This window comes from Halopseudomonas oceani (genome assembly GCF_002903165.1).
Lineage (GTDB): Bacteria > Pseudomonadota > Gammaproteobacteria > Pseudomonadales > Pseudomonadaceae > Halopseudomonas > Halopseudomonas oceani.
On the sequence record NZ_PPSK01000009.1, the window covers coordinates 67,384 to 92,689 of the forward strand.

At 58.1% G+C, this 25,306-nt stretch carries 20 protein-coding genes and 3 tRNA genes; 18 read left to right on the forward strand and 5 right to left on the reverse strand.

The annotated features are described in order from the left end of the window. Positions 1-57: 57 nt before the first annotated feature. From gltX to C1949_RS10775, 4 genes are all read left to right on the forward strand, one after another. Positions 58-1,533, forward strand: coding sequence for a glutamate--tRNA ligase (gene gltX / locus C1949_RS10760; protein WP_104738486.1), 1,476 nt, complete (start codon positions 58-60; stop codon positions 1,531-1,533). 175 nt (positions 1,534-1,708) lie between these two features. Continuing rightward, a tRNA-Ala gene (locus C1949_RS10765) sits at positions 1,709-1,784 on the forward strand. A gap of 79 nt (positions 1,785-1,863) precedes the next feature. Then, positions 1,864-1,939: transfer RNA gene (locus tag C1949_RS10770), tRNA-Glu, on the forward strand. A gap of 41 nt (positions 1,940-1,980) precedes the next feature. Next, positions 1,981-2,056 (forward strand) — tRNA-Ala (locus C1949_RS10775). 46 nt (positions 2,057-2,102) lie between these two features. On the opposite strand, the gene C1949_RS10780 is transcribed toward C1949_RS10775, so the two are convergent. Beyond that, on the reverse strand, positions 2,103-4,352 hold the full coding sequence (locus C1949_RS10780) for an Orn/Lys/Arg family decarboxylase (protein ID WP_104738487.1): 2,250 nt from the start codon (positions 4,350-4,352) through the stop codon (positions 2,103-2,105). A 136-nt stretch (positions 4,353-4,488) separates the two neighbouring features. Here C1949_RS10780 and C1949_RS10785 point away from each other — a divergent pair, with 136 nt between their 5' ends. Beyond that, positions 4,489-4,935, forward strand: coding sequence for an acyl-CoA thioesterase (locus C1949_RS10785; RefSeq protein WP_104738488.1), 447 nt, complete (start codon positions 4,489-4,491; stop codon positions 4,933-4,935). 31 nt (positions 4,936-4,966) lie between these two features. Here C1949_RS10785 and ppnP read toward each other — a convergent pair whose 3' ends face one another. After that, positions 4,967-5,248, reverse strand: coding sequence for a pyrimidine/purine nucleoside phosphorylase (gene ppnP, locus C1949_RS10790; protein WP_104738489.1), 282 nt, complete (start codon positions 5,246-5,248; stop codon positions 4,967-4,969). Between the two features lie 127 nt (positions 5,249-5,375). Between ppnP and C1949_RS10795 the strand changes: the two genes are divergently transcribed. Together C1949_RS10795 and C1949_RS10800 are read left to right on the forward strand one after the other, a co-directional pair. After that, a complete protein-coding gene (locus C1949_RS10795; protein WP_104738490.1) occupies positions 5,376-6,248 on the forward strand; it encodes an NAD(P)-dependent oxidoreductase in 873 nt (290 codons plus the stop codon). After that, complete coding sequence (locus C1949_RS10800) at positions 6,248-6,505, forward strand: YkgJ family cysteine cluster protein (protein WP_104738491.1); 258 nt, start codon at positions 6,248-6,250, stop codon at positions 6,503-6,505. Before C1949_RS10795 ends, C1949_RS10800 begins: the two co-directional genes overlap by 1 nt. Here C1949_RS10800 and C1949_RS10805 read toward each other — a convergent pair. The 3 genes from C1949_RS10805 to gltA all read right to left on the reverse strand — a co-directional run bounded on the left by C1949_RS10805 (position 6,502) and on the right by gltA (position 10,098). Beyond that, on the reverse strand, positions 6,502-7,389 hold the full coding sequence (locus C1949_RS10805; protein WP_104738492.1) for an EamA family transporter: 888 nt from the start codon (positions 7,387-7,389) through the stop codon (positions 6,502-6,504). The genes C1949_RS10800 and C1949_RS10805 overlap by 4 nt on opposite strands. A gap of 137 nt (positions 7,390-7,526) precedes the next feature. After that, positions 7,527-8,405, reverse strand: coding sequence for a LysR substrate-binding domain-containing protein (locus C1949_RS10810; RefSeq protein WP_104738493.1), 879 nt, complete (start codon positions 8,403-8,405; stop codon positions 7,527-7,529). A 418-nt stretch (positions 8,406-8,823) separates the two neighbouring features. After that, positions 8,824-10,098, reverse strand: a complete 1,275-nt coding sequence (gene gltA / locus C1949_RS10815; protein WP_104738494.1) for a citrate synthase — start codon at positions 10,096-10,098, stop codon at positions 8,824-8,826. A 341-nt stretch (positions 10,099-10,439) separates the two neighbouring features. On the opposite strand from gltA, the gene sdhC reads away from it, so the two are divergent. The 11 genes from sdhC (at position 10,440) to brnQ (ending at position 25,256) form a co-directional block, all read left to right on the forward strand. Beyond that, positions 10,440-10,826, forward strand: coding sequence for a succinate dehydrogenase, cytochrome b556 subunit (gene sdhC / locus C1949_RS10820; protein ID WP_188656531.1), 387 nt, complete (start codon positions 10,440-10,442; stop codon positions 10,824-10,826). Beyond that, on the forward strand, positions 10,820-11,188 hold the full coding sequence (gene sdhD, locus C1949_RS10825) for a succinate dehydrogenase, hydrophobic membrane anchor protein (RefSeq protein WP_104738496.1): 369 nt from the start codon (positions 10,820-10,822) through the stop codon (positions 11,186-11,188). The genes sdhC and sdhD overlap by 7 nt, the downstream gene beginning before the upstream one ends. Next, positions 11,189-12,961, forward strand: a complete 1,773-nt coding sequence (gene sdhA, locus C1949_RS10830) for a succinate dehydrogenase flavoprotein subunit (protein ID WP_104738497.1) — start codon at positions 11,189-11,191, stop codon at positions 12,959-12,961. It begins immediately after the preceding gene. A gap of 11 nt (positions 12,962-12,972) precedes the next feature. Beyond that, positions 12,973-13,677: a succinate dehydrogenase iron-sulfur subunit gene (locus C1949_RS10835; protein WP_104738498.1), complete on the forward strand. Its 705-nt coding sequence runs from the start codon at positions 12,973-12,975 to the stop codon at positions 13,675-13,677. Positions 13,678-13,986: 309 nt separating this feature from the next. Further along, positions 13,987-16,824, forward strand: a complete 2,838-nt coding sequence (locus C1949_RS10840; protein ID WP_104738499.1) for a 2-oxoglutarate dehydrogenase E1 component — start codon at positions 13,987-13,989, stop codon at positions 16,822-16,824. Between the two features lie 36 nt (positions 16,825-16,860). Beyond that, the gene (gene odhB / locus C1949_RS10845) at positions 16,861-18,081 is read left to right on the forward strand and encodes a 2-oxoglutarate dehydrogenase complex dihydrolipoyllysine-residue succinyltransferase (protein ID WP_104738500.1); all 1,221 of its coding nucleotides are present in this window, start codon (positions 16,861-16,863) and stop codon (positions 18,079-18,081) included. Between the two features lie 91 nt (positions 18,082-18,172). Continuing rightward, positions 18,173-19,609 (forward strand): dihydrolipoyl dehydrogenase, encoded by a 1,437-nt coding sequence (gene lpdA, locus C1949_RS10850; protein WP_104738501.1) that lies wholly within the window; start codon positions 18,173-18,175, stop codon positions 19,607-19,609. A 293-nt stretch (positions 19,610-19,902) separates the two neighbouring features. After that, positions 19,903-21,069, forward strand: coding sequence for an ADP-forming succinate--CoA ligase subunit beta (gene sucC / locus C1949_RS10855; protein WP_088274119.1), 1,167 nt, complete (start codon positions 19,903-19,905; stop codon positions 21,067-21,069). Further along, positions 21,069-21,950: a succinate--CoA ligase subunit alpha gene (sucD, locus tag C1949_RS10860; protein ID WP_104738502.1), complete on the forward strand. Its 882-nt coding sequence runs from the start codon at positions 21,069-21,071 to the stop codon at positions 21,948-21,950. Before sucC ends, sucD begins: the two co-directional genes overlap by 1 nt. A 115-nt stretch (positions 21,951-22,065) precedes the next feature. Then, a complete protein-coding gene (locus tag C1949_RS10865; protein ID WP_104738503.1) occupies positions 22,066-23,871 on the forward strand; it encodes a DUF4153 domain-containing protein in 1,806 nt (601 codons plus the stop codon). 74 nt (positions 23,872-23,945) lie between these two features. Further along, positions 23,946-25,256 (forward strand): branched-chain amino acid transport system II carrier protein, encoded by a 1,311-nt coding sequence (gene brnQ, locus C1949_RS10870; protein WP_104738504.1) that lies wholly within the window; start codon positions 23,946-23,948, stop codon positions 25,254-25,256. The last annotated feature ends 50 nt before the right edge of the window (positions 25,257-25,306 follow it).

Here is a 25,306-nt window from a genome sequence, read left to right on the forward strand (position 1 = left end):
CGGCCGTTATCCTGTAGTCCGACCCGGGTTTGCCGGGTCGCCAGATCGAGAGAATTCATGACTGTTCGTACCCGCATTGCGCCTTCCCCAACCGGTGACCCGCACGTCGGCACCGCCTACATTGCGCTGTTCAACCAGTGTTTTGCCCGCCAGCACGGCGGACAGTTCATCCTGCGTATTGAAGATACCGACCAGGTGCGTTCCAGCGCTGCCTCTGAAAAGCAGATTCTCGACTCCCTGCGCTGGCTGGGTCTGGAATGGGACGAAGGTCCGGATGTGGGTGGCCCGCATGGCCCCTATCGTCAGAGTGAACGCAGCGCCATTTATCACGAGCACAGCGAAGCGCTGATCGAGAAGGGCCATGCCTTCCGCTGCTTCTGCTCCAGCGAGCGTCTTGATGCGCTGCGGGCCGAGCAGATGGCGAACAAGCAGACGCCCGGCTATGACGGCCACTGCCTGAACCTGACTGAGGATGAAGTGAACGCCCGCGTAGCTGCAGGCGAAGCGCACGTTGTGCGCATGAAGGTGCCGAACGAAGGTATCTGTAAGGTGCAGGACATGCTGCGTGGCGAGATCGACATCCCGTGGGAGCAGGTCGACATGCAGGTGCTGATGAAGGCTGATGGTCTGCCGACCTATCACCTGGCCAACGTGGTGGACGATCACCTGATGGGCATTACCCACGTCCTGCGTGGTGAGGAGTGGATCAACTCCGCGCCCAAGCACATCCTGCTGTACCAGTATTTCGGTTGGGACATGCCGCAGCTGTGCCACATGCCACTGTTGCGCAACCCGGACAAGAGCAAGCTGTCCAAGCGCAAGAATCCGACCAGCATTACCTTTTACGAGCGCATGGGCTACCTGCCGGAAGCACTGCTGAACTACCTCGGCCGGATGGGCTGGTCGATGCCTGACGAACGCGAAAAGTTCACCCTCGCTGAAATGGTTGAGCACTTCGACATTCAGCGTGTCTCGCTGGGTGGGCCGATTTTTGACATCGACAAGCTGTCGTGGCTGAACGGACAGTGGATTCGTGAGCTGTCCGAGGATCAGTTTGCCGCAGCAGTGCAGCAGTGGGCGCTGAATCCGGCGTACCTCAAGCCGATGATCTCGCTGGCGCAGACCCGTGTGGAAACCTTCAGCGATCTGCCGAACTTGCTGGGCTTCTTTATGGCCGGCAAGGTTGATCCTGCACCTGAGTTGTTTGTGCACAAAAAACTGGACGCCGACGGTGTGCGCAAGGCGCTGCAGTTGTTGCTGTGGAAGCTTGAAGCGCTGCGCGACTGGGACAAGGACAACATTACCAGTGTCATTCAGGCTGTCGCAGCCTACATGGAGCTGAAACTGCGCGATCTGATGCCGCTGCTGTTCCCGGCGATTACCGGCCAAGCCAGCTCAGTATCAGTGCTGGATGCCATGGCGCACCTTGGCCCGGACCTGACCCGCTATCGCCTGCGTCAGACCGTCGAGCTGCTGGGAGGCACCTCGAAGAAAGAGAACAAGGCCTGGCAGAAGGAGCTGGCGGCGATCTAGCCTCCAGCTGAAAGCGGCGCGGAGGGATCCTAGCGCCGCGGTTCGCCGCCCCACCAATCAGCTTGCGGCTTATGGCTTGCAGCTTGCGGCTGGTTTCAAGATAAGTTGCTGTTTTGCGTAAATTTCTGTTGACACCCGAAGGCGTCAATCTTAATATGCGCACCGTCATTGAGACGGGGCTATAGCTCAGCTGGGAGAGCGCCTGCATGGCATGCAGGAGGTCAGCGGTTCGATCCCGCTTAGCTCCACCAAGTTTTTTTGGTCGACGTTCGCGTCGACCTGTTTTCTACACTGCTGAACAGATTCCAGCCTGTTCAGAGAAGGGATTGCGTCCCCTTCGTCTAGTGGCCTAGGACACCGCCCTTTCACGGCGGTAACAGGGGTTCGAGTCCCCTAGGGGACGCCATTTTTACCGATGCGTGAAAGCGTATCAGGGTCGCAAGACCTGGGGCTATAGCTCAGCTGGGAGAGCGCCTGCATGGCATGCAGGAGGTCAGCGGTTCGATCCCGCTTAGCTCCACCAATTCAAAAAGGCCGGCGAATTCGCCGGCCTTTTTTGTTTTCTGCGCTCAATCTTCTATCAAACAGTCCACCTGCCAGCGCGGCTCGCCGTCGACGTTGTCGTGGCGCAATCCGTGTATGTCATTACCGAAGCCGGGGAAACGGGTTTCCAGGTCGATTGCTGCTGCCAGATAGGCGGCAATGCTATTGTCCTCCGGGAAGCGTTCACCAGGCATGATGACGGGGATGCCCGGCGGATACGGCACGAGCATGACGGCAGCGAGGCGGCCATTGAGTTCATCGATGGGCGTAGCTTGCACCCTGCCGCGAACCATTTGCTGATAGGCGTCAGCCGGGCGCAGGCTCATGCTTGGGAGGTCTGTATACATGGCGCGCTGCAGGTGTACCAGGGCGTGCTGCTTGTAGCATTGGTGCAATTGCTGGCATAGATCGCGTAGCCCGAGGTTCGCGTACTCGGGGCGCTGGGCTATCTCGGGTAGCGTGGTGTCGAGCGGTGCATTGCGATCATATAGGCGTTTGAACTCGCGGAGTTCCGACAGTAGCGTGCTCCACTTGCCCTTGGTGATCCCCAGCGAAAACAGAATCAGAAAGGAGTAGAGCCCGGTTTTCTCAACAACCAGGCCGCGTGAGGCGAGAAAGCGTGTTACCACTGCCGCCGGGATGCCGCTTTTCGCTAGTCGCCCTTTGTCCTCTACGCCGGGAGTCAGCAGGCTGACCTTGATCGGGTCGAGCAGCGCATAGTCCTCTGCCATTGCGCCAAACCCATGCCACTGTGCGTTATTGGCGAGCGTCCAGTGTTGCGCGGTCAGGGCGTCGGAGGTCAATGCATGCTCGGGCTCCCAGACATCGAACCACCATTCATCTTCATCCATCTGGTCTGCGGTCTGCTGCATCGCGCGGCGGAAGGAAAGGGCCTCGTCGAGTGTTTCCTGGACCAGTGATTCGCCGGCAGGGCCGGCCATCATGCCGGTAGCAACATCAATCGACGCAATCATGCCGTAATGTGGCGAGGTGGAGGTGTGCATCATGTACGACTCGTTAAAGCGCTCGCTATCGAGTTGCTGGTCTGCGCTGTCACGGGCAAGGATGATGGATGCCTGGGAGAGTGCTGCCAGCACCTTGTGAGGTGACTGGGTGGCGAATACCAGAGGGTGGTCGCTGCGTCTTGGGCTACTGCTGCTCATGCCGTGGCGCCCCTGGTAGAAGGGATGGAAGGCGGCATAGCCGTACCAGGCCTCGTCGAAGTGCAGGACATCAACCCGGTCGCGCAGTTGTTCGGCAATCATGTGGGTGTTGTAGCAGAGGCCGTCGTAGGTTGAGTTGGTCAGCACCGCAAGGCGAATGCGTGGGGGCTCTGTTCGATCTTGCAGCAAGGGGTGTTCGGCGAGCTGCTGGTTCAATCTTTCCATGCTGAAGCTGTCGTGTGTGATCGGGCCGATAATGCCGTAATCGTTGCGTGAGCCGGTCAGATAGATCGGGATGGCGCCGGTCATGATGATCGCGTGCAAGATCGACTTGTGGCAGTTGCGGTCGACCAGTACGACATCGTCCCGAGTAACGTAGGCATGCCAGATGATCTTGTTTGAGGTTGAGGTGCCATTGACCACATAGAAGGCGTGATCTGCACCAAAGACGCGGGCCGTATTGGTCTCTGCTTCGGCGACGGGGCCGGTGTGGTCCAGCAGTGAGCCAAGCCCTGGCACCGATACAGAAAGGTCCGAGCGCAGGGTATTTTCGCCGAAGAAATCGTGAAAGGCGCGCCCAACCGGGCTTTTTCGAAAAGCGACGCCGCCCCCGTGTCCGGGTGAGTGCCATGAGTAACTGGCACGACTGCTGTATTCCAGCAGTGCCTTGAAAAACGGTGGCAACAGCTGTCCCAAATAGCTGCGAGCGGTGCGGGCGATTTGCCCTGCAATGAAGGGGAGGGTGTCTTCGAACAGGTAGATTATGCCGCGAATCTGATGCAGTTCGCGCAGCGCTGACAGCAGCTCTGGATCAATGGTCTGGCGGGTGCTAAGTGCCATGATCGGCAATTCCGGGGAGCGGCTGTGAGCGGCATTGAACAGGGCTTCGACCTGGGACAGGTCGCTCTGGGCTTCCGGTGTAAACAGAATGCATGACAGACCCCGATGCGCTTCGGCGATTAGCTTGCCTTCCTCCAGTTGCTCTGCGCCCAGTACTTGGAACCCTTCGCCGGAAATGGCATCAATCAATGCGGCGAGTTGACGTCCTGCAACATTGCTCTGACCGATGGCTGGATGAATGATCAAGATCGGGAAATTCAGCTGTTTGAACATGACGCGTCCCTGTTGCTGGTGGCTGCTCTCAGCCTAATGCAGGTTTGTGGGCTTTGCATTGCGGGTTGCAGTGTGTCTTTGTAGTACCATCTCCCATCAAACTGCTTTACGTCCGCTGCCAAGGAGATGCAAGCCTGTGAACTGGGATCTGCCAACCCCCTTTACCCAGCCGATTACGGTGATGTCTGACGATATCGACGAGTTGGGGCACGCCAATAATGCTGTTTATGTCCGCTGGCTTGAGCGTTGTGCCTGGCGGCATTCAAACGCGCTTGGCCTGGGTCTGGAGGAGTATCGGGAGCTGGATCGGGCCATGGCGGTCGTGCGCCACGAGATCGATTATCTGGCGTCGGCTTACGAGGGTGACGAGCTGGAGATGGCAACCTGGATCATCAGCTGGGATGGCAAGCTGCGCATGACGCGGCACTTTCAGTTGTGCCGCAAGCGTGACGGACTGACACTGCTGCGGGCGCGAACCACGTTTGTCTGCATCGAACTGTCGACAGGGCGGCCAAAGCGCATGCCTGAGGCGTTCATTGAGGGGTATCGCAAAGGAATGACTGAAACCCCTGAAGGGTTTTGAGAGAACCCGGCGCCGGGCGCCGGGGTGATGCTCAGCGGTACTCGCACAGGTAGGCGGTATCGCGTTCGACTTTCAGGTTAAAGCGGCTGTTGGCCGGCACGGTGAACTGGTCGCCGGTATTGTAGGTGTTCCATTCGTCGCTGCCTGGCAGCTTGACGGTCAGGGCGCCGTTGATAACGTGCATGATTTCCAGTTGGCTGGTACCGAACTCATATTCGCCGGGAGCCATCACGCCGACGGTGGCTGCGCCTTCGGGTTGCTTGAAGGCAATTGAGGCAACCTGACCATCGAAATACTGATTTACCTGAAACACGCGCAATACTCCTGCAGATGAAAGGGCGGTCATTATGCCGAGGGCCGATCTTTCGGGCAATTGCGTCGCTGTGGGTTTGAATCTTCGGACGACTTGAAGTCGGCATCCGACAACAATGGGGTGAGTTATGGCAAACGTTGCGTTTATCGGTCTAGGTGTTATGGGTTATCCCATGGCGGGGCATCTGCAACGGGCAGGGCATCAGGTCACGGTCTACAACCGGACCGCCGAAAAAGCGGCACGCTGGGTGCAAGAGTACGGTGGCAAGTCAGCCGAGACGCCGGCCGCCGCTGCGCGAGGCCAGGACTTTGTGCTCATGTGTGTAGGCAATGATGATGACCTGCGCGACGTGGTCTGTGGTGAGCAGGGCGTCTTCGCCGGCTCACACCAGGGGCAGGTGGTGGTTGATCACACCACGGCGTCGGCGGGCGTTGCGCGCGAGCTTTTTGCGGCTGCTGCCAACTACGGCGTGGGCTTCTTGGATGCGCCGGTTTCCGGTGGTCAGGCCGGTGCCGAGAAAGGTCAGTTGACCATCATGGTTGGCGGTGATGAGTCCGTATTCGACCTCGCGAGACCGGTTCTGAATTGCTATTCGAAAATGCTGCGCCGTATGGGTGAGTCAGGTAACGGCCAATTGACCAAAATGGTCAATCAAATTTGTATTGGCGGGCTATTACAGGGGCTGTCGGAGGCGATGCATTTTGCTCAGCGCGCGGGCCTGGATGGCGATGCGGTCGTTTCTGTGATCAGCAAAGGGGCTGCTCAGTCCTGGCAGATGGAAAACCGTTACCAGACCATGCTCAATGGCGAGTTTGATTTCGGGTTTGCTGTCGACTGGATGCGCAAGGATTTTGCCATCGTGCTTGAAGAGGCCCGACGCAACGGCGCGCAGTTGCCTGTCACTGCTCTGGTTGATCAGTTCTATGCTGATGTTCAGGCAATGGGCGGCGGGCGCTGGGATACGTCAAGCCTGATTGCCCGCCTACAGAAAGGCGACTGATGGAGTGTCGTGCAGCCTGCGGTGCGTGCTGCACTGCGCCGTCGATCACATCGCCAATTCCGGGCATGCCGGGCGGTAAACCTGCTGGTGTGCCCTGCATTCAGCTGTTGCCGGACATGCGCTGCGCGATCTTCGGTTCTCCCGACCGTCCGGCGGTCTGTGCCGGCTTTTTACCGGAAGAAAGCGTGTGCGGCAACACGCGGGCCGATGCCCTGCGGATTATTGGCTGGCTGGAGTCTGAAACTGGCGCGTCCTAGCTTTCACGCAATTGGCTTCTGCGCCGACGCAAGGTGCCGCCGAAAACGTTGATGGTTAGTCCAAGCAGGATGAGAAGCGCGCCTAGCAGTTGCATCTCGTCCAGTGTTTCACCCAGCAATATGTTGGCCGAACTGAGGCCGATAACCGGAACCAGCATCGAGAATGGAGCGATCTGGCCCGCAGGATAGCGAGACAGCAAGCGGCTCCATAGGCCATAGCCGATCAGTGTCGCACCAAACGCCAGATAGAACAGGGCGAAAATGGCGGTGGAGCTGATCTGTGACAGGGCTTGGCCGATCTGCTGCGGGCCTTCCAGCCAGAGTGACATCGCCAGAAATGGCAGTGGCGGGATCAGGCTGCCCCATACGACCAGACTGGTCAGATCAATCTGCCCGACCTGTTTGGTGATGATGTTGCCGCAGGCCCACATCAGTGCGGCGCACAGCGTCAGTAGGAGGCCGATCGCGGTCATGCTTGAACCGCTTCGCAAGCCGATCAGGAGTAGTCCGGCTGCGGCAGTCAACAGCCCCGCCAGATTATGGGCTCTGACTTTTTCGCTCAGTAGCAGGGCCGCCAGCAGCAAGGTGAAAAACGCCTGCGACTGCAGCACTAGAGAAGCCAGCCCTGCGGGCATACCGTTAGCCATCGCGCTGAACAAAAAGGCGAACTGGCCAAAGGAGATCGTCATTCCGTAGGCGACCAGCCAGCGCAGCGGGATTTGGGGGCGGCGAACGAAAAATACGGCCGGAATGGCTGCCAGTGTGAAGCGCATGGCGCCGAGCAGCATGGGTGGGAGTTCATCAAGTCCCAGCTTGATTACGACAAAATTGAGCCCCCAGATCAGGATGACCAGCAAGGCGAATCCAAGGTCTCTTGCGGACATGATGTGGCGGGCTCCGTCGGGATGTGGGGTGGAGCTGCCTATACAATCATGATCGGCGACTTTTGCTGCGGTACAGTGGCATTCGCAATGACCTGTACAGTGCTGCCCGGTTTCCGGGGGAGTTCAGTTGGTAACTGTCATAGGTTTGCAAAGCTCTGGATGACAAAGCTCTGCAGTGCGTCGACCAGCGGGCTGCCCTTACTGCCGCGTTCAAGTACGATCTGGTAACTGCCCATTGGTGGCAGACCGGCGGCGTTGTCGACGATTTTGAGGGGTTTTCTCACCAGACTGCGCGGGAAAGGGGCTACCGCCAAATCCGCTTCCATGGCCGCCTGCTGGCCCGCGCAGTGCTCACTTACATAGGCAATCCGATACGCCATGCCGGCGCGATCGAGTGCGGCCAGGGCGGCTTCTCGCCATACGCAGCCGGGGCCGGCAAGCGAGAGCGGTAAGGGGCGCTGCGTTGCTGCTTGTCCGCCCGCGCATTCTGCCCAGACCAGTTGCTCGGTGTGGACTACCTCGCCATTGGGAGCATGGCTGCCAGAGGTAACCAATGCCAGATCCAGTTCGCCTTGGCGTATTTGTTCGCTCATGTCTTTGCTGCGCGCCATCACTACATCAACCTGCACGCCTGGGTAGTTGCGCGCAAAGCTGCTCAGCACGGTGGGCAGGATGCGTGTGCCTACGTCATCGGAGGTGCCGAGGCGCACGCTGCCATTGAGCTCTGGGTGGTAAAACCGGCTCAGGGCCTGCTCGTTGAGGTTGAGCATGCGCCGGGCAAAGCCGAGCAATGCCTCGCCCTCGACCGTGACGCTGGCGCGACGTGGCTCGCGCTTTAGTAGTCGGTAGCCAAGCAATTCTTCCAGGCGCTTGATCTGCATGCTGATGGCAGACGGGGTGCGGTGTACCTGCGCTGCAGCGGTAGAGAAGCTGCCGGTCTCGGCAATGGCAATGAAGCTACGCAATACATCCAGCTCCAGTAGCGGCAGGGTTGCGCTGTTTGGGGTGGCAGTCATGAATGTCTCGTTCAATTAAATTGAATTTGCATGTTATTTAAATTCGCTGGATTGAACAATGATGGCGCGAGAAGGTAGTGCTTCACTTTCGCAGGAGGCTGAGCCATGAGTTGCAACGAGAAGCACGAATCGCGCAAAAGACAGATTCCGACATCACCATCTCAGCATGATTTCTATATGCCGGCGATGCCGCCTTTCTGGTTGTTCCGAGCGATACGGCGCGGAGTGCGCAAGCTCTGGCGTTGCCTCAGGTGATCGCCAGAATTGGGGGGGGCGGCTGGTCGTTTTCGGGTTTTAGGATGGGGTGCGGATTGAGCTAGGCCGGGGTGGGGTACGCGTCGACGCTGAATGATGAGGGATAAGATAGAGCCAATAAAAAAACCCGCCGAGGCGGGTTTTTTTATTGGCTGCAGGCGACTTACTTGCTGGGGTAGTCGCGCTGGGTGGAGCCGGTGTACAGCTGGCGCGGACGACCAATCTTGTACGGACCGCTGATCATCTCGTTCCAGTGCGCAATCCAGCCTGGAGTTCGGCCGGTAGCAAAGATAACGGTGAACATTTCGGTCGGAATGCCGATGGCCTTCAGGATGATGCCGGAGTAGAAGTCGACGTTGGGGTACAGGTTGCGCTCTTTGAAGTAGGGATCGTTGCGTGCGATCTCTTCCAGCTTCATGGCCAGTTCCAGCTGCGGATCGTTGATGCCCAGCTCAGCCAGCACTTCGTCGCAGGTCTCTTTCATGACCTTGGCGCGTGGGTCGAAGTTCTTGTAAACGCGGTGACCAAAGCCCATCAGCTTGAACGGGTCGTCCTTGTCTTTGGCTTTGGCAACAAACTTCTCGATGTTCGACACGTCGCCAATCTCGTCCAGCATACGCAGTACGGCTTCGTTCGCACCGCCGTGTGCCGGTCCCCACAGGGCGGCGATGCCGGCTGCGATACAGGCGAACGGGTTGGCGCCGGAAGAGCCGGCCAGGCGGACGGTGGAGGTGGAGGCGTTCTGTTCGTGATCGGCATGCAGGACGAAGATGCGATCCATGGCCTTGGCCAGTACCGGGCTGATCTTCTTCTCTTCACAGGGTGTGTTGAACATCATGTGCAGGAAGTTTTCGGAGTAGCTCAGGTCGTTGCGCGGGTACATCATGGGCTGGCCCATGGAGTACTTGTAGACCATGGCGGCCAGAGTCGGCATCTTGGCGATCAGGCGAATTGCGGAAATTTCGCGATGGTGCGGATCGTTGATGTCCAGAGAGTCGTGGTAGAAGGCGGAGAGGGCGCCGACGACGCCACACATAATGGCCATAGGGTGAGCATCGCGGCGGAAGCCGTTGAAGAAGTTCTTCAGTTGCTCGTGAACCATGGTGTGGTTCTTGATGGTGTTGTCGAACTTGGTTTTTTCTTCTGCGTTGGGTAACTCGCCCTTGAGCAGCAGGAAGCAGGTTTCCAGGAAGTCGGACTTCTCTGCCAGTTGGTCGATTGGGTAGCCGCGGTGCAGGAGTACGCCTTTCTCACCATCAATATAGGTAATCTTGGATTCACAGGACGAGGTGGCCATAAAGCCAGGATCGAAGGTGAATACGCCTTGGGCGGTCAAGCCGCGTACGTCCACAACATCGGGGCCCATGGTCCCGGAATAGACTGGCAGCTCGATGGGGGCCGCGCCCTCGATGATCAACTGCGCCTTTTTGTCAGCCATTGATGGCCTCCTGTTTTGCTGTATCGAAAAGGTGACCCCCCACGCAGGGCCCGCATCACTATAAGGTGATAAATCGGTTTGTCAATTGTGCGGATAGTGAAAGGAAATGAGTGCAATTAAAAGCTTTAATTGCAAGCGTTTTGTGTTGAGGGGCTAGACTTTACAGCGCGGAAACAGAGCGTTTCCCGCAGGCTGTTCCGTTGTAATCAATGGCCTAAGTCACTATACTCCTTGACCGGCAAAGTGACCCGCAGGGCTTCGCCAGAAGCTGCTGGGGCGGGTCATTAAAGGCGTCAGAGTACGCCTTCCTATAATCCAGCCCTGTCCACAGGGCCCTGAGTGTGAATATAGCCGTGAATAGCAAACGACCCGTCAACCTCGACCTCAGGACAATCAAGCTTCCTGTAACCGCCTATACGTCAATTTTGCATCGCATTTCTGGCGTCATTCTGTTTGTCGCAATCGCAGCACTGCTCTGGATGCTCGACACCTCTCTCAGTTCCGAGAGCGGCTTTGAGCAGGTCAAGAGCTGTCTGGCGAACCCGCTGGCCAAACTGGTCATCTGGGGCATTCTGTCTGCGCTTCTGTACCACCTCATTGCCGGTGTACGTCACCTGGTCATGGATGCTGGTATTGGTGAAGGGCTAGAAAGCGGCAAGCTTGGTTCACAGATAGTGATCGTAGTTTCTGCCATCGTGATTGTTCTTCTGGGGGTTTGGATATGGTAACGAATGTCACCAACCTGTCTCGCAGCGGTCTGTATGACTGGATGGCGCAACGCGTCTCCGCTGTAGTTCTCGCTGCTTATGTGTTGTTTCTGCTTGGCTATCTGATTTGCAATCCCGGGCTGACCTTTGCCGATTGGCAAGGTCTGTTTGCCCAGAGCTGGATGCGCATCTTCAGCCTGCTGACCCTGGTCGCGCTAAGTGTGCATGCCTGGGTAGGGATGTGGACCATCTCTACCGATTACCTGACTCCCATGGCCCTCGGCAAGTCTGCCACTGTTGTCCGCTTCCTGTTCCAGGCGGTCTGCGGTCTGGTCATGTTTGTACTTTTCGTCTGGGGCGTGCAGATTCTCTGGGGTAACTAAATGTCTACTATTCGCACACTGACTTTTGATGCCATCATCGTAGGTGGTGGTGGTGCTGGCATGCGCGCTGCGCTGCAGCTGGCTCAAGGTGGTCACAAGACTGCTGTGGTAACCAAGGTATTCCCGACTCGCTCGCACACCGTTTCGGCTCAAGGTGGTATCACCTGCGCCATCGCTTCTGCTGATCCGAATGACGATTGGCGCTGGCACATGTACGACACCGTCAAGGGCTCCGACTATATCGGTGACCAGGACGCTATCGAATACATGTGTTCTGTCGGCCCGGAAGCGGTCTTCGAGCTTGAGCACATGGGACTGCCGTTCTCCCGTACTGAAACCGGTCGTATCTACCAGCGTCCGTTCGGCGGTCAGTCCAAAGGTCCGGATAACCCGACTCAGGCTGCCCGTACCTGTGCTGCCGCTGACCGTACCGGTCACGCTCTGCTGCACACCCTGTATCAGAACAACGTCAAGCACAACACCTCGTTCCTGAACGAGTGGTATGCCGTTGATCTGGTCAAGAACCAGGACGGCGCTGTCGTTGGCGTTATTGCCATCTGCATCGAAACCGGCGAGACCGTGTACATCCGTGCCAAGGCAACTGTGCTGGCTACCGGTGGCGCTGGTCGTATCTATGCCTCTACTACCAACGCCCTGATCAACACTGGTGACGGTGTCGGTATGGCCCTGCGTGCTGGCGTGCCGGTGCAGGACATCGAAATGTGGCAGTTCCACCCGACCGGTATCGCCGGCGCTGGTGTACTGGTCACCGAGGGTTGCCGTGGTGAGGGTGGTTACCTGATCAACGCTCACGGCGAGCGTTTCATGGAACGTTATGCTCCGAACGCGAAAGACCTGGCTGGTCGCGACGTTGTCGCGCGCTCCATGGTCAAAGAGATTCTGGCCGGCAACGGCGTTGGTCCGAACAAGGATCACGTACTGCTGAAGCTGGATCACCTGGGCGAAGAAGTGCTGCACAGCCGTCTGCCGGGTATCTGTGAACTGTCCAAGACCTTCGCGCACGTTGATCCGGTTACTGCTCCGGTTCCGGTTGTACCGACCTGCCACTACATGATGGGTGGTGTTGCTACCAACATCCACGGTCAGGCAATCACTCAGGACGCTAACGGCAACGACAAGATCGTCGAAGGTCTGTTCGCTGTTGGTGAGGTCGCTTGCGTATCCGTGCACGGTGCGAACCGTCTGGGCGGTAACTCGCTGCTCGACCTGGTTGTCTTCGGTCGCGCTGCCGGTCTGCACCTGGAGTCTGCTCTGAAGGACGGTATCGAGTACCGCGGTGCGTCCGAGTCCGATATCGACGCCTCCCTGGCGCGTCTGTCCGGTCTGAACGAACGTACCACTGGCGAAGACGTTGCTCCGCTTCGTAAAGAACTGCAGAACTGCATGCAAAACTATTTCGGTGTATTCCGTACTGGTGAATACATGCAGAAGGGTATTGCCCAGCTGGCTGATTTGCGTGAGCGTATCGCCAACGTCAAGATCGACGACAAGAGTCAGGCATTCAACACCGCTCGTATCGAAGCATTGGAACTGCAGAACCTGCTGGAAGTGGCTGAAGCCACCGCGATTGCAGCTGAAGCCCGCAAGGAAAGCCGCGGTGCCCACGCTCGTGAAGATTTCGAAGATCGCGATGACGAAAACTGGCTGTGCCACAGCCTGTACATGCCCGAAACCAAGCAGCTCAACAAGCGCGCAGTTAACTTCGCGCCCAAGACTGTTCCGGCGTTCCAACCTAAAGTACGTACTTACTAAGGGTGACCGATATGTTGCAAGTGAGTGTTTATCGTTACAACCCGGAGAGCGACAACGCCCCGTACATGCAGGACTTTCAGGTTGATACCGACGGCAAGGACATCATGGTTCTTGACGTGCTGGCCCTGATCAAGGAACAGGACGGTGGTTTCTCCTACCGTCGTTCCTGCCGCGAGGGTGTTTGTGGCTCTGATGGTATGAACATCAACGGCAAGAACGGCCTGGCGTGCATCACGCCGCTGTCCGCTGTGGTCAAGAACAACAAGCTTGTTCTGCGTCCGCTGCCTGGTTTGCCGGTAATTCGTGACTTGGTTGTAGATATGAGCATCTTCTACAAGCAGTACGAAAAAATTCAGCCGTATCTGCAAAACGACACGCCGGCGCCTGCTATCGAGCGTCTGCAGTCACCCGAAGAGCGGGAAAAGCTGGACGGCCTGTACGAGTGTATTCTCTGTGCATGCTGCTCTACTGCCTGTCCTTCTTTCTGGTGGAACCCGGACAAGTTCATCGGCCCGGCTGGTCTGCTGCAAGCTTACCGCTTCCTGGCGGACAGCCGTGATGAAAAGACCGACGAGCGTCTGGCGTCCCTGGATGATCCGTTCAGCGTATTTCGCTGCCGCGGCATCATGAACTGCGTGAATGTGTGCCCGAAGGGTCTGAATCCGACCCGCGCTATTGGACACATCCGCAACATGCTGCTGCAAAGTGGTACCTGATCGGCTGAAATTGCATTAAGTTGGCCTGTGCCGGCTCCTGCCATAGGGAGCCGGACAGTTTTTTAACGAATCGCAGCCCAAAAAGCAGCGATTTGTATGTACCTAAACCAGCAGGGGCACTCGGGTAACACCCGAACTATCTGTCGGGGCCGGCAATTTTCCGTTTGACGGAATAGGTGGCGGCAGGATTTGAGGCAGCGACACTGCCCCCAAATCAACGCCAGCAGTTTCGCGCGGATGGCTGAGTTTTTACTCGCCAATTAATGGTCTTTGCGCCAGGTGGTGTCCCCTTATAGAGGGTGACCAAGCATGCCAGACAGCGTAATGCAGCAGCTGTGGAGCACCTCTCACCTTGACGGTGGGAATGCGTCCTATGTTGAAGAGCTTTATGAGCTCTATCTGCAAGATCCGAACAGTGTTTCCGAAGAGTGGCGTAGCTATTTCCAAAAGCTGCCCCAGGTAAACGGTCACGCCGGTTCGGACGTTCCTCACTCCGCGATTCGCGACCAATTTCTCCTTCTCGCCAAGAGCAATCGTCGTCCGCAGGCTGTCAGCGGCGGCGCCGTCAGCAGCGAACACGAAAAGAAGCAGATTGATGTCCTACGCCTGATTCAGGCTTTCCGGATGCGTGGCCATCAGGCCTCGAATCTGGATCCGCTGGGACTCTGGAAACGCGAAGAAATCGTCGATCTGACACTGGCCGACTACGGCCTGACTGAAGCCGACCTGGACACCGTGTTCCGTACCGGCGAGATGCATATCGGTAAGGACGAGGCTACGCTGCGCGACATTCTGGATGCGCTGAAGTCCACGTACTGCTCGACCTTCGGGGCCGAGTACATGCACATCGTCGACTCAACCCAGCGTCGCTGGTTCCAGCAGCGCATGGAGAGTGTACGTGGCAAGCCGCAGCTCGGCGCAGATACCAAGCGTCATTTGCTGGAGCGCCTGACTGCTGCTGAAGGTCTGGAAAAGTATCTGGGCACCAAGTACCCCGGCACCAAACGCTTTGGTGTGGAAGGTGGCGAGAGCCTGATTCCGATGCTGGACGAAATCATTCAGCGGTCCGGCTCCTATGGTACTCAGGAAGTTGTGCTTGGCATGGCCCACCGTGGTCGCCTGAACGTCCTGGTCAATACCCTCGGCAAGAACCCCCGCGACCTGTTCGACGAGTTCGAAGGCAAGAAGAAGGTCGATATGGGGTCTGGTGACGTGAAGTATCACCAGGGCTTCTCCTCTAACGTCATGACCTCCGGTGGCGAAGTTCATCTTGCGCTGGCGTTCAACCCGTCTCACCTGGAGATTGTCTCTCCGGTGGTGGAAGGTTCCGTGCGTGCCCGTCAGGACCGTCGCCTGGATGTCACCGGTGACAAGGTACTGCCGATCAGCATCCATGGTGACGCGGCGTTTGCGGGGCAGGGTGTGGTCATGGAGACATTCCAGATGTCCCAGACCCGTGCCTACAAGACCGGCGGCACAATCCACATCGTCATTAACAACCAGGTTGGTTTTACCACCAGCCGTCAGGACGATGCGCGCTCCACCGAGTACTGTACCGACGTCGCCAAGATGATTCAGGCGCCGATTTTCCACGTCAATGGCGACGACCCGGAAGCGGTTCTGTTCGTCACTCAACTGGCCGTTGATTACCGCATGCAGTTCAAGCGTGACGTCGTCATCGATATGGTCTGCTACCGTCGTCGCGGCCACAACGAGGCCGACGAGCCGTCCGGTACCCAGCCGCTGATGTACGAAGTGATCACCAAGCACGCGACTACCCGTGAGCTGTACGCCGAGCGTCTGGTCGCCGAGGGTGTGCTGAGCAAGGAAGACGTTCAGGATTACTTCGAGGAATACCGCAACGCGCTGGATAACGGTGACCACGTGGTCAAGAGCTTGGTCAAGGAGCCGGACAGCAGTTCGTTTGTTGACTGGGCGCCTTATCTGAACCACAAATGGACTGCGCGTCACGACACCAGCTTTGACCTGAAAACCCTGCAGGAACTGGCTAACCGCCTGACTGATCTGCCGGATGGCCTAGTATTGCAGCGTCAGGTTGGCAAGATTGTTGAAGACCGACGCAAGATGGCTGCCGGTGCGCTCGCTCTGAACTGGGGTTTCGCCGAGACCATGGCGTACGCCACGCTGCTGCACGAAGGTCACCCGGTGCGCATCACCGGTCAGGACGTCGGTCGTGGTACTTTCTCGCACCGTCATGCCGTGCTGCACAGTCAGAACGATGGCCGCGCCTATGTGCCGCTGCGCAAGCTGAGCGACAACCAGCCGCGTTTCGATATTTACGACTCGCTGCTCTCCGAAGAAGCCGTGCTGGCGTTCGAATACGGCTACGCGACGACCACGCCGAACGCACTGGTTATCTGGGAAGCCCAGTTTGGTGACTTCTTCAACGGTGCTCAGGTGGTGGTTGATCAGTTCATTACCAGTGGTGAGCACAAATGGGGGCGTCTGTGTGGTCTGACCATGCTGCTGCCACACGGGTACGAAGGGCAGGGCCCGGAGCACTCGTCTGCACGTCTTGAGCGCTTCCTGCAATTGAGCGCCGAGCACAACATTCAGGTGTGTGTACCCTCAACGCCTGCTCAGGTTTATCACATGCTGCGCCGTCAGGTCATTCGTCCGCTGCGCAAGCCGCTGATCGCCCTGACACCGAAATCATTGCTGCGCCACAAGCTCGCTACCTCGACGCTGGAAGAGCTGGCCGAAGGCTCCTTCCAGACTGTGATCCCCGAGATCGATGCAATCGATCCGAAGAAGGTGGATCGCGTGATCATGTGTAGCGGCAAGGTGTACTACGACCTGCTGGAGAAGCGTCGCAACGAAGAGCTGGATAACGCCGTTGTGATTCGTATCGAGCAGCTGTATCCGTTCCCTGAAGATGACTTGGCTGATGCACTGGCACCTTACAAAAACCTGAAGAAGGTTGTCTGGTGTCAGGAAGAGCCGATGAACCAGGGTGCCTGGTACTGCAGCCAGCATCACATGCGTCGGGTCGTTGCTCAGCACAAGACCAAGAATCTGTATCTGGACTACGCTGGACGTGAGGCTTCTGCCGCGCCTGCCTGCGGCCATCCTTCCATGCACGCCGAACAGCAGGAAAAACTCCTGCAAGACGCCTTTACCGTCTGAGCTACGCCAGACAACAGAGATTAATAAGGATCGACAATGGCTATTGAAATCAAAGCCCCTACTTTTCCGGAATCAGTTGCTGACGGCACGGTTGCCACTTGGCACAAACAGCCTGGCGATGCGGTAAAGCGCGACGAACTGCTGGTTGATATCGAGACCGACAAAGTTGTAATGGAAGTACTGGCAGAAGCTGATGGCGTAATGGGTGACATCGCCAAGGCTGAAGGGGATACCGTGCTCAGCGGCGAAGTGCTGGGCACCCTGAAAGCTGGCGAAAAAGCGGCTGCGCCGGCCGCCAAACCTGCCGAAAGCAAGGCTGAGGCAGCCCCCGAAGCCGAGGCGGGCGGTGAAGAACCGCTGCTGTCGCCGGCTGCACGCAAACTGGCCGAAGAGAACGGCCTTGCCGCTGCCGACATCACCGGCTCCGGTAAGGGTGGGCGCGTCACCAAGGAAGACGTGCTGAACGCCATCGAAGCCAAGAAGAACGCGCCGGCTGCCAAGCCTGCTGCGGCACCGGCTGCACCGGCTGCGGCTGTTGCCGTAGCTGAAGGTGATCGCGTCGAGAAGCGCGTGCCGATGACTCGCCTGCGCGCCCGGATCGCTGAGCGTCTGGTTGACGCCCAGTCCAGCATGGCCATGTTGACCACCTTTAACGAGGTCAACATGAAGCCGATCATGGATCTGCGCAGCAAGTACAAGGATCTATTCGAGAAGAAGCACAATGGCGTACGTCTGGGCTTCATGTCCTTCTTTGTCAAGGCAGCTACCGAAGCGCTCAAGCGCTATCCGGCGGTCAACGCCTCGATCGACGGCAACGATGTTGTCTACCACGGTTATCAGGATATCGGCGTAGCCGTATCCAGCGACCGCGGTCTGGTTGTGCCGATTCTGCGTAACACCGAGAGCATGGGCCTGGCGGACATCGAAGGCACCATCGCTGATTACGGCCGCAAGGCACGTGATGGCAAGCTGACCATGGAAGAGATGACTGGCGGTACGTTCACCATCTCCAACGGTGGCGTGTTTGGCTCGCTGGTTTCCACCCCGATCGTCAACCCCCCGCAGGCTGCCATTCTGGGCATGCACAAGATCCAGGACCGTCCGATGGCGGTTAACGGTCAGGTCGTCATTCTGCCGATGATGTATCTGGCGCTGTCCTACGACCACCGCCTGATCGACGGCAAGGAAGCAGTGAGCTTCCTGGTTGCCATCAAGGACCTGCTGGAAGACCCGGCTCGTCTGCTGCTGGACGTTTGATCGGTAACACGGGTTTTCCGCAGTAGATTACTCGCCCGGCACCTAGTGCCGGGCTCCGCTTTGAGTTCTGCTGCCAACAGAGGATTTGCTCATGAGTCAGAAATACGATGTGGTAGTCATTGGCGCGGGCCCCGGCGGTTATGTCGCTGCCATCCGCGCGGCGCAGCTGGGTCTGAAGACCGCCTGTATCGAAAAATACGTCGGCAAGGACGGCAAGAACGCCCTTGGTGGTACCTGCCTGAATGTTGGCTGCATTCCGTCCAAGGCGCTGCTGGACAGCACTTGGAAGTACCATGAGGCCAAAGAGGGTTACAAGGTCCATGGTATCGACGTCAAGGGCATCAGCATGGATGTCCCGGCGATGGTCGAGCGTAAGGACAAGATCGTCAAGCAGTTCAGCGGCGGCGTTGCCACCCTGTTCAAGGCCAACGGCGTGACCAGCATCGAAGGTCACGGCAAGCTGCTGGCCGGCAAGAAGGTTGAAGTCACCGCCCCCGACGGTACCGTGACTGTACTGGATGCTGAGAACGTGATTCTGGCCTCCGGCTCCGTGCCGATCAATATTCCGCCGGCACCGCTGACCGACGATATTATCGTTGATTCCACTGGTGCTCTGGACTTCACCTCTGTACCGAAGAAACTGGGCGTTATCGGCGCTGGTGTGATCGGTCTGGAACTGGGTTCGGTATGGCGCCGTCTGGGCGCTGAAGTGGTCGTATTCGAAGCACTGGATTCGTTCCTTAGCCTGGCCGATGAGCAGGTTGCCAAGGAAGCGCTGAAGACCTTCACCAAGCAGGGTCTGCAGGTTCGCCTGGGTGCTCGGGTTACCGGTACCGAGATCAAGCGCAAGCAGGTCACCGTGTCGTTTACCGACAGCGAAGGCGAGCAGCAACTGACCTTTGACAAGCTGATCGTGGCCGTTGGCCGTCGTCCGTACACCGAAAACCTGCTGGCGTCCGATTGTGGTGTCGATCTGGACGAGCGTGGCATGGTGTATGTTGATGACTACTGCGCAACCAGCGTGCCGGGCGTATACGCAGTCGGTGACATGGTTCGCGGCCCAATGCTGGCCCACAAGTCGTCGGAAGAGGGCGTAATGGTTGCCGAGCGCATTGCCGGCCACAAGGCCGCGATGAACTACGACCTGATCCCGTCTGTTATTTACACCCACCCGGAAATCGCGTGGGTCGGCAAGAACGAGAAGCAGCTCAAGGCCGAAGGCGTCGAGTTCAACGTTGGTGTCTTCCCGTTTGCTGCCAGCGGTCGCGCGGTTGCTGCCAACGACACCGGTGGCTTCGTCAAGATGATCGCCGATGCCAAGACCGACCGCGTGCTGGGCGTTCACGTTATTGGCCCAAGCGCTGCCGAACTGGTTCAGCAGGGCGCCATTGCGATGGAATTCGGTACCAGCGCTGAAGATCTGGGCATGATGGTCTTCTCGCACCCGACGCTGTCCGAGGCCCTGCATGAAGCGGCACTGGCGGTAAATGGCCACGCAATTCATGTCGCCAACCGCAAGAAGCGTTAATATAGCGCGCTGACCCGGCGGTCGCAGTGCGACAGTCGGGTCAACGGCGCAGCTTAAAGGACAACTTTGGCCGAGCAATCGGCCAGGCCACGATAGGGTGGTCAGCCGTGTTGCCGGATGCCGGTTTGCCCGTCACGAGCCCGTCGAAAAGGGCGAGTGCAGGTAGCAGGGCATGTAAAGGATGAGACATGTGCGGGTCAGCAGGTCTCCGGCAGAACGGCATTGGTGGTTACGGTCCCCTAGGACAGTGGCTATAAAACGTAATTCCTACACGATCAAAACGGTAGAAAAGCATGAATCTTCACGAATATCAGGGGAAGCAGCTGTTCGCTGAATACGGCCTTCCAGTATCCAAGGGTTTTGCTGTCGACACTCCGGAAGAAGCGGCTGAAGCCTGTGACAAGATTGGCGGCGACATGTGGGTCGTCAAGGCTCAGGTTCACGCTGGTGGCCGCGGTAAAGCCGGCGGTGTAAAGCTGGTCAAGAGCAAGGAAGATGCAAAAGCCTTCGCCGAGAAGTGGCTGGGTCAGCGTCTGGTTACTTACCAGACAGATGCCAATGGTCAGCCGGTCAGCAAGATTCTGGTTGAGTCCTGCACCGACATCGCCAAGGAACTGTACCTGGGCGCGGTAGTTGATCGTTCCACTCGCCGTATCGTCTTCATGGCCTCCACCGAAGGTGGTGTCGAGATCGAGAAGGTTGCGGAAGAAACCCCCGAGAAGATCCTCAAGGCAACCATCGACCCGCTGGTTGGCCCGCAGCCCTATCAGGGCCGTGAGCTGGCATTCAAGCTGGGCCTCGAAGGCGACCAGATCAAGCAGTTCACCAACATTTTCGTAGGCCTGGGCAAGCTGTTTGCCGACTACGACCTGGCTCTGCTGGAAATCAACCCGCTGGTGATCAAGGAAGACGGCAACCTGCATTGCCTGGACGCCAAGATCAACATCGATGGCAACGCCATGTATCGTCAGCCCAAGCTGCGCGCCATGCACGATCCGTCTCAGGACGATCCGCGTGAAGCCCACGCTGCCAAGTTCGAACTGAACTACGTTGCTCTGGAAGGCAATATCGGCTGCATGGTCAACGGTGCCGGTCTGGCCATGGGCACCATGGACATCGTCAACCTGCACGGCGGCAAGCCGGCCAACTTCCTGGACGTGGGCGGCGGCGCGACCAAAGAGCGCGTTACCGAAGCGTTCAAGATCATTCTGTCCGACTCCAACGTACAGGCCGTTCTGGTTAACATCTTCGGCGGTATCGTACGCTGCGACATGATTGCTGAAGGCATCATCGGCGCCGTTAAAGAAGTAGGCGTTAAGGTACCGGTTGTTGTTCGTCTGGAAGGCAACAACGCCGATCTCGGCGCCAAGGTACTGGCCGAGAGTGGCCTGAACATCATCGCTGCAACCAGTCTGACCGACGCTGCCCAGCAAGTCGTCAAGGCCGCGGAGGGTAAATAATGAGCATCCTGATTAACAAAGACACCAAGGTCATCTGCCAGGGCTTCACCGGCTCGCAGGGCACTTTCCACTCCGAGCAGGCGATTGCCTACGGCACCAAGATGGTTGGTGGCGTAACACCGGGCAAGGGCGGTACCACTCACCTGGGTCTGCCGGTGTTCAACACCGTTGCCGAAGCAGTTGAAGTAACTGGCGCCGAAGCCAGCGTGATCTACGTTCCGGCTCCGTTCTGCAAGGACTCCATCCTTGAAGCGGCCAACAGCGGCATCAAGCTGATTGTCTGCATCACCGAAGGCATCCCGACGCTGGACATGCTGGATGCCAAGGTCAAGTGTGACGAGCTAGGTGTACGTCTGATCGGCCCGAACTGCCCGGGTGTTATCACCCCCGGCGAGTGCAAGATCGGTATCATGCCGGGCCACATCCACCTGCCGGGCAAGGTCGGTATCGTATCTCGCTCCGGCACCCTGACCTATGAAGCGGTCAAGCAGACCACTGACGCCGGCTTCGGTCAGTCCACTTGCGTTGGTATCGGTGGTGACCCGATCCCGGGTTCCAACTTCATCGACATCCTGAAGATGTTCCAGGAAGATCCGGCGACCGAAGCGATTGTCATGATCGGTGAGATCGGCGGTAGCGCTGAAGAAGAAGCGGCTGCGTTCATCAAGGCCAACGTCACCAAGCCGGTTGTTTCCTACATCGCTGGTGTTACTGCTCCGGCAGGCAAGCGTATGGGTCACGCTGGTGCGATCATCTCCGGCGGTAAGGGCACTGCAGACGAGAAGTTTGCTGCTCTGGAAGACGCAGGCGTTAAAACTGTTCGCTCGCTGGCCGAAATCGGCGCTGCGCTGGCAGAACTGACTGGCTGGACCATGAAGTAAGCGTCATTGGTCACAGGTAGTGACAAGACCCCGCTTCGGCGGGGTTTTGTTTTATCTGCCATGCTTTTTATGCACGTTGGCAGGAACGGACGCGTTGCGCGCAGGAAGAGTTCACATGAAAGCTTTTGACCGGATCAGTGTGTTGCATCTGATGGTGGGCGGCTTGCAGGCCATGTTGGCCTATGGTTTGTATCAGTCGGCAGAGTTGCACGTCTGGCCTGCCACCCATGCTGCGGCCTATATTCCGCTGTTCATGGTCATGATCTTTCTGCCGCTGAGTTTCTACTGCGCCAGCGAGGCAACGGCGGTGCGGCGTTGGTTGCTGAGTATTGGCGTTGCGCTGGTAACCGCGCTGATTGGCCTGCATCAAGGGCTGACAGCCAGCAGCCTGGGGCGACGAAGTGATGCCGCGGGCTGGACGCCGGCGCAGGTGGGTGATTATCTCGCGCCAGCTCTGATTCTGGGGATCGTTGCCTTTCTGCTGGTGCCTGCGCTGGCCCTTTTGCAGCGGGGCAGGTGGCGTATTGATTATGCGCGCTGGGTAGATGCGTTGCTGCGCAACGCGCTGTTGCTCGCTCAATCCGCGCTGGTGCTGGCTTTGTTCTGGGGCGTTCTGGCCTCGGCGGCCGGGCTGTTCAAGTTGATTGAGTTGCGCTTTCTGTCCGATCTGATAGAGCAGGCCTGGTTCTCCATTCCTTTGAGTACCCTGGTGTTTTCCCACGCCGTGTCGGTTGTTGTGCGCACGCACCGGGTGACTGACTTTGTGTATCAGCGTTCGCAGCAGCTATGTGGCTGGCTGTATCCCTTGGCCGCGTTGCTGGGGATTTGCTTTGTTGCGAGCTGGGGTGTGCAGGGCATTGATCGCCTGCTGTCGACGGGGCGAGCGGCAACGCTGTTGCTGTGGTTTGCGGCGCTAAGTTTGTTGCTCCTCAACCTTGCCTCCCGTGGGGGCGCGCAAATGACCTCACGGCATCGGGCAATGCGCCTTCTCACCGCGGTTGGCAAGCTGGCCTTGCTCCCGATGGTGATCGTTGCGGGCTACTCTCTAAGCCTGCGTATCGACCAGTATGGTCTGACGCCGGAGCGTATCTGGGCCGTGCTGGTGGTGCTGATTATCGGTTTGCTGGTCGGCGGATATGCATTGGACGCCCTGGCGACGTTGCTTGGCCGTTTGCCTGGCAGGCTTATGCCGGCGACCAACGTGCTGGCATCGGCAGCAACGGTGCTCGCGGTGGTTCTGTTGTTGGGTGGGCCGCTTGATCCACGGCGCCTGAGTGTTGATAGCCAGATGGAGCGCATGCACCGTGGGCAGGTTGATGATCAGGCGTTGATCAACTTTCTCACCAGGCAGGGGGCAGGGTACGGCGTTGCTGCTCTGATGGAGCTGGCCAGAGAGCCGGTTGATGGTGGTGGATCCTCTGCCAGGCTTGCAGCGATGGCGCTGCAGGCGTTGGGCCGAACGCGTGACACTCGCACCCATCTGGAAGAGAAGCTGGCGTCCTTGCCGGTTTTTCCCCGGGGCGAGGTAGTGCCGCAATCGCTGCTCGACAAGTTGTTGGAGCAACCTGCCATGGCTGGCTGTCGCGCTCAGGTGGCCGATGGTAACGGTTGCCTGATATGGGCGGTGAGGTTGCAGGAAGAGGGTGAGCAGGGGTTCGTTGTGCTCAGCCGCGACGTGCAGGATGTGCCGCCATTCGGAAGAATCTGGCTGACTAACGAGCAGGGCGAGTGGCAGATGCGAGGCCGCCTCGGAGCAGCCCAATCGCTCGATGGATGCAGTTCAGCGGACTACCGCCCGGCGGCTTTGTTCGATGCGGTTGTACAGAACAAGGTAGAATTTGCCGCCAAAAAATTACGGGACGTGATTTTTGATCAGTTCCGGATTCCCACGACTATCTGGTCTGCCGGCGGTTGCCGGTAGCGTCCTTTGCCTTTATCCATGTTCGAGGGTGCAGGGAGCAATCACTCGTACAGCGAACACCCAAACAAGATTCTATGACCAAACAACTTACTCCCATTGATGTACTGGCTCTCGGCTTCATGACGTTTGCCCTGTTTCTTGGTGCAGGCAACGTAATTTTTCCACCGAGTGCAGGCCTGGCTGCCGGTGAGAATATCTGGCCGACGGCTTTTGGCTTTCTGATTACGGCCGTCGGTTTGCCGCTGCTGACCTTGATTGCGCTTGCGCGCGTCGGCGGTGGTCTTGTACAGCTGACGGGACCGCTTGGACGGGTTGCCGGTGTGCTGCTTAGCGTTCTGGTGTACCTCGCTATCGGGCCGCTGTTTGCCACGCCGCGCACGGCGGTGGTCTCCTACCAGATTGGTGTGGCGCCCTTTGTTCAGGATAGCTGGCTAGCTTTGCTGGGTTATTCGGTTGTCTATTTCTCAGTGGTTATCTTCCTCGCCCTGAAGCCAGGACAGTTGGTCGACCGAATCGGTAAGTACATTACCCCTGTACTGCTGTCGGGACTGTTCTTGCTTGGCATCGCTGCGTTGCTGTTCCCTGCGGGTGAGGTGCACGCACCGACCGAGCAGTACCGCTCTGCGCCTCTGATTCAGGGCTTTCTGCAGGGCTATTTGACGATGGACACACTCGGCGCGCTGGTGTTCGGCATCGTTATTACTACCGCTATTCGTGACCGTCAGGTAAGCGAGAATCGTCTGATTACTCGTTACACCGTGTTGGCCGCAGTGATCGCTGCTGCGGGCCTGTCGATGGTGTATCTGGCACTGTTCTACCTTGGCGCCACCAGCGGTGCGCTGGTCGAGTCGGGGGTAAATGGTGGGCAGATTCTGGCCTCTTACGTGCAGCACCGATTTGGTACTGCTGGCAGCGCGCTACTGGCTCTGGTGATCATCCTGGCGTGCATGACCACAGCGGTCGGCTTGCTAACTGCCTGTGGTGAGTACTTCAGCCGCCTGCTGCCGGTCAGCTACCAGTTGGTAGTGTGGGTGTTTGGCTTGTTCAGCATGGCCGTGGCTAACCAGGGGCTGGATAGTTTGATCAGCTTTTCAATCCCGGTGCTGGTCGGTCTTTACCCGCTGGCGATCGTGCTGGTAAGCATGAGCCTGTTGTGTGCCTCCATGGCTCGCCCGCAGAATCTGATGCGCCCGGCGATGCTGGTTACCTTGGTGTTTGGTGTGATTGATGGTTTGAAGGCCGCGGGACTGATCAGCAGTGCCGGGGCATGGATTGACGCATTACCGTTGTCAGATAAAAGTCTCGGATGGCTGCTGCCGGTCGCTGTGACCCTGCTGGCAGCTATACTCGTCGAGTATCTGCGTTACGGTAGTCTGCGACGGTAACGGGCCGGGTGCCATGGGGTGCCCAGCTACAGATGTACTGGTGGTATCTG

What these genes read in the sequence shown, in the direction of transcription:
- odhB (WP_104738500.1), top strand. Translation starts at nt 16,861, where the DNA reads ATGGCTATTGAAATCAAAGCCCCTACTTTTCCGGAATCAGTTGCTGAC.
- gltX (WP_104738486.1), top strand. Translation starts at nt 58, where the DNA reads ATGACTGTTCGTACCCGCATTGCGCCTTCCCCAACCGGTGACCCGCAC.
- C1949_RS10865 (WP_104738503.1), top strand. Translation starts at nt 22,066, where the DNA reads ATGAAAGCTTTTGACCGGATCAGTGTGTTGCATCTGATGGTGGGCGGC.
- C1949_RS10800 (WP_104738491.1), top strand. Translation starts at nt 6,248, where the DNA reads ATGGAGTGTCGTGCAGCCTGCGGTGCGTGCTGCACTGCGCCGTCGATC.
- lpdA (WP_104738501.1), top strand. Translation starts at nt 18,173, where the DNA reads ATGAGTCAGAAATACGATGTGGTAGTCATTGGCGCGGGCCCCGGCGGT.
- sucC (WP_088274119.1), top strand. Translation starts at nt 19,903, where the DNA reads ATGAATCTTCACGAATATCAGGGGAAGCAGCTGTTCGCTGAATACGGC.
- C1949_RS10795 (WP_104738490.1), top strand. Translation starts at nt 5,376, where the DNA reads ATGGCAAACGTTGCGTTTATCGGTCTAGGTGTTATGGGTTATCCCATG.
- brnQ (WP_104738504.1), top strand. Translation starts at nt 23,946, where the DNA reads ATGACCAAACAACTTACTCCCATTGATGTACTGGCTCTCGGCTTCATG.
- C1949_RS10780 (WP_104738487.1), bottom strand. Translation starts at nt 4,352, where the DNA reads ATGTTCAAACAGCTGAATTTCCCGATCTTGATCATTCATCCAGCCATC.
- gltA (WP_104738494.1), bottom strand. Translation starts at nt 10,098, where the DNA reads ATGGCTGACAAAAAGGCGCAGTTGATCATCGAGGGCGCGGCCCCCATC.
- C1949_RS10835 (WP_104738498.1), top strand. Translation starts at nt 12,973, where the DNA reads ATGTTGCAAGTGAGTGTTTATCGTTACAACCCGGAGAGCGACAACGCC.
- C1949_RS10805 (WP_104738492.1), bottom strand. Translation starts at nt 7,389, where the DNA reads ATGTCCGCAAGAGACCTTGGATTCGCCTTGCTGGTCATCCTGATCTGG.
- sucD (WP_104738502.1), top strand. Translation starts at nt 21,069, where the DNA reads ATGAGCATCCTGATTAACAAAGACACCAAGGTCATCTGCCAGGGCTTC.
- sdhA (WP_104738497.1), top strand. Translation starts at nt 11,189, where the DNA reads ATGTCTACTATTCGCACACTGACTTTTGATGCCATCATCGTAGGTGGT.
- C1949_RS10840 (WP_104738499.1), top strand. Translation starts at nt 13,987, where the DNA reads ATGCCAGACAGCGTAATGCAGCAGCTGTGGAGCACCTCTCACCTTGAC.
- sdhD (WP_104738496.1), top strand. Translation starts at nt 10,820, where the DNA reads ATGGTAACGAATGTCACCAACCTGTCTCGCAGCGGTCTGTATGACTGG.
- C1949_RS10810 (WP_104738493.1), bottom strand. Translation starts at nt 8,405, where the DNA reads ATGACTGCCACCCCAAACAGCGCAACCCTGCCGCTACTGGAGCTGGAT.